Origin of the sequence: Phyllobacterium sp. UNC302MFCol5.2, from assembly GCF_000686005.1 — a bacterium.
GTDB lineage: Bacteria > Pseudomonadota > Alphaproteobacteria > Rhizobiales > Rhizobiaceae > Phyllobacterium > Phyllobacterium pellucidum.
In genome coordinates this window covers 357983-370736 of the sequence record NZ_JMLL01000011.1, presented here as the reverse complement: position 1 = coordinate 370736, position 12754 = coordinate 357983, and the positions used below count along the sequence as shown (strand labels likewise).

The window sequence follows — 12754 nt, the reverse complement described above, 5'->3', positions numbered from 1 at the left end:
AAGGGTGGCGAATGTTGAGGATTATACACCATGACGAGTGCCTGGCCGAAAGAATTGCGTGTTGCCAAGGACCGCCGGTCGCTGACGGTCAGCTTCGACAATGGCGAGACTTACATTCTTTCCGCCGAATTTCTGCGGGTTGCTTCGCCGTCGGCCGAAGTGCAGGGGCACTCGGCTGAGCAGCGCGTTACGGTGCCCGGCAAGATCAATGTCGCGATCATGAAAATGGAGCCCGTCGGCAATTATGCCGTACGAATCATTTTCGATGACATGCATGATACGGGTCTGTTTAGCTGGGATTACCTGATTGAACTCGGGCGCAACAAGGACGACCGCTGGCAGTCCTATCTCGACGAACTTGCTGAAAAGGGCTTGAGCCGCGAGCCGGCAATTCGGCCGCACTGACACCACCATACGCCGTGTCGCGCGGGTTATTTCTGCTTCGCCACCCTGAAAAATCGCCTGTGTCGAAATCGGCACACGGCGCAAAATTGTGCCGACCAAGAATAATCAAACGATCGATGGGCATTGTTAAAAGATTCTAAATAGGATGCGATGAAACTGGCCGAACACCAAATCAGAGGCCGGCCCATGATACACCCGTGGGCAAGTACCATCCGGGCGGACATCATGAATTCCTATTCCAAAAAACGTGCGATCTTTTTGGCTGCGATGCTTTCGGCAACAGCCATTCCGCTGTCGCCCGCATCTGCCGCAAACAATCTGATGGAGCTGTTGTTCGGCCAGCGCCGCGTCGAGTCGCAGCCAGTCGTCCAGCCGCGCGCGCTTCGCCCGGGCGAGGCGCCAGGCGAGGCAAGGCGCCCATCCGCACCGATCAAGCGCGTGACTGTTACGGCCCCGACAAATTACGATTATAAGCCGGAGCAGGTAACTCAGATCGACTTCTCTAAGGTTGATCCGCAACTGACGGCGTCCGCGGATCACGGCATTGTGTCGCCACCGCAGATGGAGCGTTTCGGGCTAAAGCTCGACCACTTCAAGGAAGCGCATGTCCTGGCGGAAAAGAACATTGCTGATGCTGTCGTCTCCTATTATGCCGCCAAGCAGCAGCCGATCTGGACCGCTTCCTATGATGTCAGCCCCAAGGCAAAGGCCGTCATGGCGCTGTTTGCCAAGGCGGGCGAAGAGGGGCTCGATCCGGCCGACTATGCCGTCAAGATGCCCTCCGACGACTATGACCGCAGCGATATCCCGGCCCGGCTGAAAGAACTCGCGGATTTCGAGCTGACGCTGTCGGCGCGCGCACTTCGCTATGCGATGGATCAAGGCGAGGGCCGCATCAATCCGAACCGCCTCAGCGGATTTCATGATTTTGCTGTCGACCGCGTGCAACCCCGCGACGTGATGAATCAGCTTGCCACCGCCAGCGATCCGGCCGTGGTGCTCGCCGGCTTTGCACCACAGAGCAAATGGTACGCCGAACTGAAACAGAGCCTCGCCGCGCTTGGCGATGCGTCGGAGCCGACCGTCCGCGTCGCACCCGGCACCAAGATCCGTCCGGGCGACGACAATCCGGAATTGCGCAATGTGGTGACGTTGATCAAGGCGAAGGCGCCGAAATCTTATCTTCTCACGCACGAGGCCGTCCTCGATGCCCACGAGAATGCCAGCGTCTACGACGAGAGCCTCGTCGAGGCCATCAAGGATTTCCAGCGTGATCAGGGACGCAAGCCGGATGGCGTGATCGGCACCAGCACGATCGGAGCGCTTCAGGCTGAATCGAACACGTCGAAGCGCGACCGCATCGTCTATTCCATGGAGAGGTTGCGCTGGCTGCCGCATGATTTCGGCCACCGTTATGTATTCGTCAATCAGCCGGCCTTTCGCGCCCAGTATTTCGATGGCGGCACCGAGAAGCTGGCGATGAATATCGTCGTCGGATCGCCGACCAACCAGACCTACTTCTTCAACGACACCATCGAAACCGTTGTTTTCAATCCTTCCTGGGGCGTGCCGCGCTCGATCATCCTCAACGAGATGATGCCGAAAATCCTCAACAATCCGTCCTATCTCGAAAGCAGCGGCTACGAGGTCTACGACAAGTCGGGACGCGTCATTCCGTCAAGTGCGGTGAACTGGTCGCAGGTTGCCGCCAACGGTGGCGGCGTCGGCATTCGCCAGAAGCCGAGCCTCGACAATGCTCTCGGCGAACTCAAGATCCTGTTCCCCAATAGCCACGATATCTACATGCACGACACGCCGGCGAAGTCCTATTTCAAGCGGGACATGCGCGCGCTCAGCCATGGCTGCATCCGTCTTGAACACCCGCGCGACATGGCTGCAGCCGTGCTTGGCATGTCGGTCGCGGACCTGACGCCGTATTTCGGCAAGAACGAGCGCAGCGTAAAGGTCGCCAACCCGCTGCCGGTCTATGTCTCGTACTTCACCGCCTGGCCGGATGCGGCAACGGGCGAAATCAAGTTTTACGACGATGTCTATGAGCGCGACGCCTATCTACAGAAGGCGATCGACAAGACGCGGGCGGTGCGTGAGTCAAGTCCGGTCACCGCGCAGACGGCGAAGCTCTGACCTAATGTCCCCTGGGCTCGATTTCGAAGGGCGGCAGGCTTTGCAGCGCAAGCTTCAAGGCCTGCGACCAGCCATCTGAAATCATTTCATAATAGGGATCGTGACGTTCCACGCGTCGTTCGAAACCAAGCCTGAAACTGTCGGCCTGGTAGAATTGCAGATCGAGCGGCAGGCCAACGGAAAGATTGGATTTCAGCGTGGAATCGAATGAAACCAAAAGCAGCTTGGTCGCTTCCTCGAAGGTCATGGCCGGATCATAGGAGCGGACGATGATCGGCTTGCCGTATTTGTGCTCGCCGATCTGGAAAAATGGCGTATCCGGCGTCGATTCGATGAAGTTTCCTTCGGGGTAGATCAGAAACAGGCGCGGATCGCCGCCCTTGATCTGGCCGCCGAGGATAATCGAGGCGCCGAACGAATCGGCGCGCTGCCCACTGGCGCCCACCTCGTCGATGACGTGGCGGATTGTATCGCCGACGAGGCGGGCGGTCTGGAACATTGACGGCATGTCGTAGATGCTGGGCGCCCGTTCGGACGGCATCTTGGTACGTTCGTTGAGAATGCTGATGACGGCCTGCGTGGTGGCAAGATTGCCGGCCGATAGCAAGGTGATGACCCGATCGCCAGTCTTGGCCCAGGTGTACATTTTCTTGAATGTCGAAATATTGTCGACACCCGCATTGGTTCTCGTGTCGGACATGAACACGAGGCCGCGGTCTAGTTTGAGCCCCACGCAATAGGTCATAATCAATCCCAGATTCTAAAAGCCAGAGCCGATTACTGCTCCACATTAACCTCGACGGCAAGTGATTCAATGCCGGGTCCCATGCGTATACCTGAAATCGGCGCCGCCTCGCGATAATCCAGCCCGCAGGCGATGCGCACATAGGTCTCATTCGGGCACAGATCGTTGGCGGCGTCGAAACCGACCCAGCCAAGCCCGTCGATATGCACCTCCGCCCAAGCGTGGCTCGCCGTCTGTTCGATCGTGTGATTGAGCATCAGGTAGCCAGAGACGTAGCGGGCGGGGATGCCAAGCAGGCGCGCCGTCGCAAGAAAGATGTGCGTATGATCCTGGCACACGCCCTTGCCGTTGAGCAGCGCCTCTTCTGCGGTCGTCGTGATCGTCGTTGAACCCGGCGTGTAGGCAACCCGTTGGTTCAGCAGACCCATGAGTTGATGCATGAGAGGCAGCCGCTCGAGGCTGCTGTCGAGATCCGCGGCGAGAGCGCGGATCGCATCTCCGGCGTTGGTCAGCGCGGTATCGCGTTCGTAGAGCCAGATCGGCATGAAGTTATAGACCTTGCCGAGCACGCCAGCTTTATCCTCGGTCTCGACCTGGCCCATGGCACGGATGACGAGGCGTTCTGTATCGCGCTGCAGGCGGATCAGCATGGTGCGGTTGCCGTAACCGTCGCGGTAATTTGCCTCTTGTGTCGCTCCCTCCACTTGCACAGACCAGTCGATGACTTTCTGGCCCGGTCCGCTTTGTGGATGCATGCGCAGCCGCAGAACCGAATAATGTACGGGAGCGTCATAATGATAGCTGGAAATGTGCTGGATGTTGAGAAGCATGATCTTCAATCGAAGTTGTAGGCTTCAGCAATTTTCGTGCTCAAGCTGTTCGTTTGATAGATGAGGTCGCTCAGGAACTCGTGCAGGCCGCTGTCGAATATGGTCCGGATATCATTGTCCTGCAACAGGGTCATGATGCCTTCCGCCATGTCATGGCAGGCGTGGCGGCGGCCGTAGTCGTTGGCCAGAAATCTCAGATTGTCGACGATGTTTGAATAGCAGAAGTTGAGCGAGCGCGGCATGCGCGAGTTGAGGATCAGGTAATCGGCAATGTTCACGGGGTTGTATTCGACGTCATAGACCCAGCGGTAGGAACGGTGCGCCGAGACCGAGCGCAGGATCGATTCCCACTGAAAATTGTCAAGGGTCGTGCCGACATAGGAGATCGATGGCAGGAGCACGTAATATTTGACGTCAAGGATGCGGGCGGTGTTGTCGCCGCGCTCTATGAACGTTCCAATACGGGCGAAATTGAAGATTTCGTTGCGCAGCATCGTCCCATGAAACGCGCCGCGGATGATCGCTGTCTCGCGCTTGATCTGGTCGAGGACGCGCGGCAGGTCGGTTTCCGGTATCGGGTTGGCGAGCGTGGATTTCAGGATCATCCACGTCTCGTTGACGCTCTCCCAGGCTTCGCGCGTCAGGGCGGTGCGCACCATGCGAGCGTTAAGCCGGGCCGTCTCCACGCAAGACATCACGCTCGAGGGATTGTTGAGGTCACGCAGCAGGAAGTCGGACACGAGGCCGGCATTGTATTCGGCGTACTTGCTGTCATAGCCGATCTTCACGCCGGCGCTCATCAGTACGGAGGACCATTCTTCAGGGGCATCGGAGGTCTTGGTCAGGGCCATGCGCAAACCGGCGTCGATCAGCCGAGCCATGTTTTCCGCCCGCTCGATATAGCGGAACATCCAGTAAAGACCATTTGCGGTTCGGCCGAGCAGCATTTTCCAGTATCATCCCTCGTTCTTGTGGAACCGTCTTCGGCGGCTCTTGATCAAAATGCTAGTCGTCGAGCACCCATGTGTCTTTCGTTCCGCCGCCCTGGCTGGAGTTGACGACGAGCGAACCTTCCTTGAGCGCGACGCGGGTCAAGCCTCCCGGCGTGATCCTTATGCGGTCGGAGACCAGGACGAAGGGGCGCAAATCCACGTGGCGCGGGGCGAGGCCCTTTTCGGTCATGATCGGCGTCGTCGAAAGCGCCAGCGTCGGCTGGGCGATGTAGTTCTTCGGATTGGCGCTGAGCTTGGCGGCGAAGACCTCACGTTCCTTCTTCGTGGAAGCCGGACCGACCAGCATGCCGTAACCGCCCGAGCCATGCACTTCCTTGACGACGAGATCGGCAAGATTTTCGAGTACATATTTAAGGGTGTCGGGCTCGGAGCAGCGATGCGTCGGCACGTTTTCGAGAATTGCCTTGCGACCCGTATAGAACTCGACGATCTCCGGCATATAAGAATAGAGCGCCTTATCGTCGGCGATTCCGGTCCCGGGCGCGTTGGCGATCGTGATGTTTCCCGAGCGGTACACATCCATGATGCCGGGCACGCCAAGCGCGGAATCCCTGCGGAAGGTGAGGGGATCGAGGAAGGAATCGTCCACGCGCCGGTAAAGCACGTCGATGGCGCGATTGCCTTCGGTGGTCCGCATGACAACCTTGCCGTCTTCTACCTTGAGATCGCTGCCTTCGACGAGCTCAACACCCATCTGATCGGCTAGGAATGCATGTTCGAAATAGGCTGAATTAAAAATACCAGGAGTGAGGACTGCGATCGTGGGCGGGCCCTTGCATCCGGGCGGCGCTACTGCGGCCAGCGATTGCCTGAGCAGCTTCGGATAGGTCTCGACAGGGCGAACCTTGATCTGCTGGAAGAGCTCCGGGAAGAGCTGCATCATGGTTTCGCGGTTTTCCAGCATATAGGAAACGCCGGAAGGCGTGCGGGCATTGTCTTCGAGAACGTAGAACTGGTTCTCCTGCGTCCTGACGATGTCGACGCCGATAATGTGCGTGTAGACGTTGCCGGGCGGACGAAATCCGACCATTTCCGGAAGGTAGGCATCATTGTGCGTGAAGAGTTCGCGCGGGATGCGTCCGGCACGGATAATCTCCTGGCGATGATAAATATCGTCGAGGAAGGCGTTGAGCGCCATGACACGCTGTTCGATGCCCTGCGACAGGCGGCGCCATTCATTGCCGGTGATGATGCGCGGGATGATATCGAAGGGTATGATGCGCTCGGCTGCCTCTTCGTCACCGTAGACGGCGAAAGTGATACCCGTTTTGCGGAAAACGTTTTCAGCATCAAGGGCTTTTTGTGCCAACCGCTCGGGGTTCTGGGTGTCGAGCCAGCATTTCAGTTGTTCATAGGGCGGTCGAACGTCGCCGCCTGTTTTGATCATCTCGTCAAATGGCTTCACTCAAAATCCCCTTCATATAAGGGACATTCAAGCGGGTTCATCGAAAAAAGCAAGCACAATCCATCGTTTAAGGCTGTGGCCGGGCGGCCGGGTTAAAAATTAGGCAACTGCATCACGGCAGAGGCAAGCGCAAGACGACTTTCGTCTAATCCATGGGCTAGAGATGGGGATAACCGAAAGAAAGCCCGGGATTTTGGTCCCGGGCCCTGATGAATCACCCCGATCGATTTGTTCAGTAAGGCGAAACACACTGGCGGCGCGGCCCGGAATAGGGCTGAAAACTATTGTCGTAGGCGCGATATGAGCGGTAGCGGTCATAGCACCACCGCACATGAGATCCGCCGGTCCTATAGACAGGTCCACCGTAGCGATAGACAGGCGGCGCGCTGAAAGCATTGCCTATGATCAGGCCGGTTCCAAAGGCTGCAAGCGGGAACCATGCCCCGTTGTAATATCTGTAGCCCGGGCGATAGTAGTTGTAGCCGCGATAGCCGCCCCAATAGCCGCCGCCACCGCGCCAATACGGGCGTCCGCTCCAGCCGCGGTCACGATAGAAACCACGGTTGCCGTTCCAGCCACCGCCGCGCCAATGGCGCCGGTACTGGACCTGATCGATGTTGGCGTTGCCGGTTTCAATCGTCACCGGCGCAAGCGGTGCAGAGTAGGCAGGAACGCTTGTGGCCGTCGCCATGCCCCCAACCATTGCCAAGGCAGAAAGTACTGAGGTCAGTTTCTTCAATTTCTCCTCCTTGCGAGACGCAGTGCCTCGCACACGTTTCATAGAAGTAAGAAATACGCAGATTTCGGGCCAAAACGGCCTTTTATCTCGGAAACTTAAACGTGGCTGGTCTTCATTTGTTCCGGCAGGCTGCTTGCGTCATGCATCCACCGACCCGATCAACTCATTTGCGAGTTCCACCTTCAATTCGCGAAAATGCGAAATGATGCGGCTCGGATCATAAGCAGAGACCGGCAAGTCCGAATAACCGAAGTCGACGGCAACGACAGGAATGCCTGCCGCCTTGGCCGTATCGATGTCCGTGCGGCTGTCGCCTATCATGACGGCGCGCTCCGGATCGCCGCCCGCCTTGCGGATGGTCTCGAGGAGATGGCGCGGATCGGGCTTGCGGAAGGAGAATGAATCCCCGCCGCAGATAGCGCCGAAGCGCGAGGTCTGGCCAAGCCCGTCCAAAAGCTTGACCGATAACCCCTCGAACTTGTTGGTGCAGACGGCAAGGAGGTAGCCGGCTTCAGCCAACTGTTCCATCGCCTGTTCGGCGCCTTCATAAAGCGCGGAACGACCCGGCATGTGCATACCGTAGTGCTCGATGAAGATATCGACCAGCCGGTCGAGTTCTTCCGGGCTTAAATGCTTTTGCTGCGCCTCGAAGGCGCGCTCGATCATGACGCGGCCGCCATGGCCGACATAGCGGCGCAGCGCGACCGGATCGATTTTCTCCATATCCTTGGCCTCAAGGCAATGATTGAGGCTGTCGAGTAGATCAGGGGCCGTATCCACCAGGGTTCCGTCTAGGTCGAAAACAACGATTGGCTGAGGCATATTTTTTCCTGTGGCATTCGCGGTTCGGAGCGAAGGTTGCGATAAATTGTGTGTTCGGTGCCCTGATGCATGCATGTACGATAATCAGGCCGGGATAAATCCGGCAATGAGCCTTGACCCGAACGTCTGACGTGTTAGGGAGCCCAGTGTCAAGGCAAAGCCATATCAAGTCAAAGCTACAAGAAGGCGCACCACCGATGGATGCCAAAACATTGAAGATCAAGGCCGCGGCCGAGGCGCTGACCTATGTCGAGGACGGCATGCGGCTCGGCATCGGCACGGGCTCGACCGCGGAGGAATTCGTGCGGCTGCTCGCGGTGCGGGTCAAGGACGGTCTTGATGTCATTGGCGTGCCGACGTCGGAGCGCACGGCCGCGCTTTGCCGCGAACTTGGCGTCAGGCTCACGACGCTCGAAGAGACGCCGGAACTTGACCTGACGATAGACGGCGCGGACGAGGTTGATCCCGAGCTGACCCTCATCAAGGGCGGCGGCGGGGCCCTGCTGCGTGAGAAGATCGTTGCTGCCGCCTCCAAGCGGATGGTGGTTATTGCCGACGAAACCAAGCTTGTCGAAGCACTCGGCGCGTTTCCTCTGCCTGTCGAGGTTAATCGTTTCGGGCTAGCGGCGACGAAGATTGCCATCGAGCGCGCTGCCTCGTCACTCGATCTGTCGGGGCCACTTACATTGAGGATGACGGGAGCCGAACCATTTGTTACAGACGGCGGGCATTTGATCCTGGATGCATCTTTTGGCCGCATTCCGGATACAAGAGCCTTATCACTCGCTTTGCACGCCATTCCCGGCGTGGTGGAGCATGGACTTTTTCTGGATCTGGCGCGCGTGGCCATTCTGGCTGGCGCTGACGGCATCCGCACACTGACAACGAAAACGGAGCGATAAACTCATGAACCTTGCATCTGGCTTTCGCCGCTTGATTGCACCCTTGTCTGTTGCGATCGTGCTGGGCGGTCTCTGCTCGGCACAAGCGCAGGAAATCACGCCTTCGCATCTCGCAGCTGCCCGTGCAGCGGTGGCCGCCATCAAGGCGACTGACATGTTCGACTCGATCCTTCCCGATGCTGCCCGCGGTCTCAAGGCCGAGCTTATCCAGAAAGATCCCAATCTCGAATCGGTGATCAGTTCTGCCGTCGACGAGCAGGCGATCAAGCTCGCAGCGCGCCGTGCCGACCTTGAGAACGAAGCCGCCCGTGCCTATGCGGTTTCCTTCACTGAAGAGGAACTTAACGCCATCACCGGTTTCTACACGTCCCCGGCCGGCCTCAAGCTCCTTTCGGAAGGGCCGATCGTGACGCGTGAGGTGAACAAGGCCGCCTCGATCTGGCAGCGCGGCGTCGCCCGCGATCTCGCGCAGGCTGTCGCCGAGAAGATTGCGGCAACCGCTGCGACGATGGCGCCAGCCAATGCACCGGCGCCTGCCAAGGCCGAGACGCCGGTAAAGCCGAAGCAGTAACGGCGTCGCCCCGTTTGAATCTTTCCACAAAGCCCGGCCCTAGCGCCGGGCTTTGTTCTTTCAAGACACCGCGATAGAACCCATATGCAATGAACCTCAGCAGATTCGGAGTGCCTTGCCATGACAGGCTTTGATTATGACCTCTTCGTTATCGGAGGCGGATCGGGCGGCGTGCGCGCCGGCAGGCTTGCGGGCGCCATGGGCAAAAAAGTCGGCCTTGCCGAAGAATACCGGATGGGCGGCACCTGCGTCATCCGCGGCTGCGTGCCGAAAAAGCTCTTCGTCTATGCGTCACAATTTCCGGAACATTTCGAGGCGTCGGCAGGCTATGGCTGGAGCGTCGGGGAGGCGAGCTTCGACTGGCCGACGCTCATTGCCAATAAGGACCGCGAAATTGCCCGCCTCGAAGGCCTTTATCGGCTAGGGCTCGACAATTCCAACGTCGAGATCCATGACAGCCGGGCTGTACTCATCGATGACCACACGATCGAGATCCTCAATACCGGCAAGCGGGTGACAGCGGATCAAATTCTTGTGGCGACGGGCGGTCATCCCAATCCGCATGCGGCGTTGCCGGGACATGATCTCTGCATCAGTTCCAACGAGGCGTTCCATCTTGCCGAACTGCCGAAAGCCATCGTCATCGAAGGCGGTGGCTATATTGCCGTGGAGTTTGCCAATATTTTCCATGGCCTCGGCGTTGAAACGACCCTCATCTACCGCGGCAAGGAAATCCTTTCGCGCTTCGACCATGATTTGCGGCAATTGCTGCATGCGTCGATGACCGAGAAGGGTATTCGCATTCGCTGCGTCGAGATGATCAAGGAGGTCAGGCGTTCGGGTGACGGAAGGCTCGCCGTGCAGCTCGGCTCGGGCGACAGCATCGAAGCGGACCAAGTGATGCTCGCCATCGGGCGCGTGCCGAACACAAAGTCGCTTGGCCTTGAAGCAGCCGGTGTCGAGGTCGACGAACTTGGCGCGATCAAGGTCGATGCCTATTCGCGCACGACCAAAGACAATATCTGGGCCGTGGGCGACGTGACCAACCGCGTGCAGCTTACGCCGGTCGCCATCCACGAGGCGATGTGCTTCCTCGAGACGGCATTCAAGAACAATCCGACCAAACCCGACCACAAATACATTGCGACGGCGGTCTTCTCGCAGCCGGAGATCGGCACGGTCGGGCTTTGCGAGGCGGACGCTGCAAGGGAATACAAGGAGCTCGAAGTCTATCGAGCCCTGTTCCGCCCGATGCGCAACACGCTATCCGGCGCCAAGGACAAGATGCTGACCAAGCTGATCGTCGATGCAGCGACACGCCGGGTCATCGGCGCGCACATACTCGGGCCGGACGCCGGTGAAATGGCGCAGCTCCTCGCCATTCCGATCAAGGCAGGCTGCACCAAGGATGATTTCGACAGGACGATGGCGGTGCATCCGACAGCTTCCGAAGAGCTGGTGACGATGTACAGGCCGAGCTACCGGGTGGTCGATGGGAAACGTGTCGATTGACCGCACTCGGGCTGCGGCGGCTCGCGTCAAAAGGCAGGCCTAGGCGGCGCGCATTTCCGGCCGCAACGCCGCCCCATCCGGAACCTTGGCGTTAAGCAGCCAATCCGTCACGGCCGGCCACAGTTTATTGGCCTGGTGTTTGCGGAAGAAACCGAGATGACCGATCGGCGCGCCGTCCGAACTTGCCGGGGAATACCACATCTCGTGCAGAACGGATGCATTGTCGAAGCGGCGCAGCAGGCTTTCGACCGCGCGCGGCGTTCCCCAGACATCGTCGGTGATGCCAACCGAGAGGAGAGGGATCGTCACCTTCTGGAAGTTTTGCGCTTCAGGAACCGCAGGGTCGGAGAACAGGAAATTCGGATTGCGGCACCAGCGGGCCCAGTCACGGAATATCGTGCCCGGCACGGCTTCACCGAGCCCGCCCCATTTGGGCAATTTGCCGAAGGGAATTGTAAGCGGCACTCCGACAAGGTTCATCTTGGCGTACATGGCGCAGGGCTGCGCCGTATTGCGATAGTACCCGGACAAGGACGCCAGCAGTGCATATCGCTCGAAGCTCGCAGACCGGTTGCTGAGACCGAGGGCAACGCCGCCATAGGAATGGCCGATACCGACCATGGGGCGCGATCCCGAGAGGCGCCTGAGTTCATCAACAGCGGCGGGAAAGTCGAGAACGCCCCAATCCTTGAGGTTGAGGCGCGATTTCCAGCGGCTGGGAGCCTCGGAGCGGGCGACGCCGCGGTAGTCGTAGGTAAGAACCTTGGATGCGCCGAGATCGATGAGATGGGCGGCAAAATGCCGGTAGATTGCGTCAGGGACGGCGGCTGCAGACGAAATCAGGACGGCCGGCCCTTCGCCGCCGCCTTCATACAGGTGACCGTGCAGCGGAAAGCCGTCCGCCGCCAGAAAACGTATATCCTTCATCGATCCTCCCAGATCTTACCTTGACGTTAACGTAAATCAAAACGGCGCTGCCGACAATGGTGATTTTCGCAACTGGCAACACGCGAACCTAAAAACTAATGTCTCTCGGCTCTAGAGCCACGCCGCACTCATTGATGTAAAAGCGAAAATCAAACGGTACGCTGACGTTGGTACACTCAAGACCTGTTTGACCCTGAAACCGGCTGGCTAAGGGCAGCAGCACGATGAAATCGCTGCCGTAAATGGATGGAATATTATGGATAACAGAACAGGCGCGGTTAGACTTTCTGGCTTCCTGCGATGCGTATCGATGCACGATGTTGCGCTTGTCATCGATTATCTTCCCGATCACCTTCGACTTACCAGGGCCGAGCCAGGCTGCATCTCTTTTGATGTGTCGCAGACCGACGATGCTCTGGTGTGGCGGGTGGGGGGGGTTTTTGTAGATCGCGCTGCTTTTGATTTTCATCAGCAAAGGACCCGCGCGTCGGAGTGGTTCACTGCGACGTCCACCATCCCCCGAGAATACACTGTCGAGGAACTTGAGTAGAGATTGCAGGAACCGCTTCATCGTGTAATCGATCGCGTCTTCACTTTGCCCATAGGCCATAATCAACACGTTATGGCAGACGCTATAATGACCCTCCGAACGCTCAAATGTCGGTTCCTGAGAGGGGCGTCCCGTATGTCCATGGGCATGTTCGCTTGATATTGTCCGCTGTTGCCGACGGGACTGGT

The 12754-nt window shown here is 58.4% G+C and carries 13 protein-coding genes; 6 read left to right on the top strand and 7 right to left on the bottom strand.

Features of this window, described 5'->3' with window-relative positions; all coding sequences use genetic code 11:
* The first annotated feature begins 30 nt into the window (after nucleotides 1-30).
* Both BR48_RS0113090 and BR48_RS0113085 read left to right on the top strand, forming a co-directional pair.
* Nucleotides 31-405 (top strand): DUF971 domain-containing protein, encoded by a 375-nt coding sequence (locus BR48_RS0113090; RefSeq protein ID WP_027231704.1) that lies wholly within the window; start codon nucleotides 31-33, stop codon nucleotides 403-405.
* A gap of 225 nt (nucleotides 406-630) precedes the next feature.
* A complete protein-coding gene (locus BR48_RS0113085) occupies nucleotides 631-2550 on the top strand; it encodes a L,D-transpeptidase family protein (RefSeq protein WP_051614955.1) in 1920 nt (639 codons plus the stop codon).
* A gap of 1 nt (nucleotide 2551) precedes the next feature.
* On the opposite strand, the gene BR48_RS0113080 is transcribed toward BR48_RS0113085, so the two are convergent.
* The 6 genes from BR48_RS0113080 to BR48_RS0113055 form a co-directional block, all read right to left on the bottom strand.
* Nucleotides 2552-3295 carry a proteasome-type protease gene (locus BR48_RS0113080; protein ID WP_027231702.1) on the bottom strand — a complete coding sequence of 248 codons (744 nt, stop codon included), beginning with the start codon at nucleotides 3293-3295 and terminating at the stop codon, nucleotides 2552-2554.
* A gap of 32 nt (nucleotides 3296-3327) precedes the next feature.
* Nucleotides 3328-4125 (bottom strand): transglutaminase family protein, encoded by a 798-nt coding sequence (locus BR48_RS0113075; protein ID WP_027231701.1) that lies wholly within the window; start codon nucleotides 4123-4125, stop codon nucleotides 3328-3330.
* Nucleotides 4126-4130: 5 nt separating this feature from the next.
* Nucleotides 4131-5072: an alpha-E domain-containing protein gene (locus tag BR48_RS0113070; RefSeq protein ID WP_027231700.1), complete on the bottom strand. Its 942-nt coding sequence runs from the start codon at nucleotides 5070-5072 to the stop codon at nucleotides 4131-4133.
* Nucleotides 5073-5130: 58 nt separating this feature from the next.
* Complete coding sequence (locus tag BR48_RS0113065; protein ID WP_027231699.1) at nucleotides 5131-6543, bottom strand: circularly permuted type 2 ATP-grasp protein; 1413 nt, start codon at nucleotides 6541-6543, stop codon at nucleotides 5131-5133.
* 232 nt (nucleotides 6544-6775) lie between these two features.
* Complete coding sequence (locus BR48_RS0113060; RefSeq protein ID WP_155810889.1) at nucleotides 6776-7246, bottom strand: BA14K family protein; 471 nt, start codon at nucleotides 7244-7246, stop codon at nucleotides 6776-6778.
* Nucleotides 7247-7420: 174 nt separating this feature from the next.
* The gene (locus BR48_RS0113055) at nucleotides 7421-8104 is read right to left on the bottom strand and encodes an HAD family hydrolase (protein WP_027231697.1); all 684 of its coding nucleotides are present in this window, start codon (nucleotides 8102-8104) and stop codon (nucleotides 7421-7423) included.
* A gap of 197 nt (nucleotides 8105-8301) precedes the next feature.
* Here BR48_RS0113055 and rpiA point away from each other — a divergent pair, with 197 nt between their 5' ends.
* The 3 genes from rpiA to gor all read left to right on the top strand — a co-directional run bounded on the left by rpiA (nucleotide 8302) and on the right by gor (nucleotide 11089).
* Nucleotides 8302-9006, top strand: a complete 705-nt coding sequence (gene rpiA, locus BR48_RS0113050) for a ribose-5-phosphate isomerase RpiA (RefSeq protein WP_027231696.1) — start codon at nucleotides 8302-8304, stop codon at nucleotides 9004-9006.
* Nucleotides 9007-9010: 4 nt separating this feature from the next.
* Nucleotides 9011-9577: a DUF2059 domain-containing protein gene (locus tag BR48_RS0113045; RefSeq protein WP_027231695.1), complete on the top strand. Its 567-nt coding sequence runs from the start codon at nucleotides 9011-9013 to the stop codon at nucleotides 9575-9577.
* 120 nt (nucleotides 9578-9697) lie between these two features.
* On the top strand, nucleotides 9698-11089 hold the full coding sequence (gene gor / locus BR48_RS0113040) for a glutathione-disulfide reductase (RefSeq protein ID WP_027231694.1): 1392 nt from the start codon (nucleotides 9698-9700) through the stop codon (nucleotides 11087-11089).
* Nucleotides 11090-11128: 39 nt separating this feature from the next.
* Here the strand turns inward: gor and BR48_RS0113035 are convergent, their stop codons facing one another.
* Complete coding sequence (locus tag BR48_RS0113035; protein ID WP_027231693.1) at nucleotides 11129-12016, bottom strand: alpha/beta fold hydrolase; 888 nt, start codon at nucleotides 12014-12016, stop codon at nucleotides 11129-11131.
* A gap of 256 nt (nucleotides 12017-12272) precedes the next feature.
* Between BR48_RS0113035 and BR48_RS25855 the strand changes: the two genes are divergently transcribed.
* Nucleotides 12273-12566: an antibiotic biosynthesis monooxygenase gene (locus tag BR48_RS25855; RefSeq protein ID WP_081815876.1), complete on the top strand. Its 294-nt coding sequence runs from the start codon at nucleotides 12273-12275 to the stop codon at nucleotides 12564-12566.
* The last annotated feature ends 188 nt before the right edge of the window (nucleotides 12567-12754 follow it).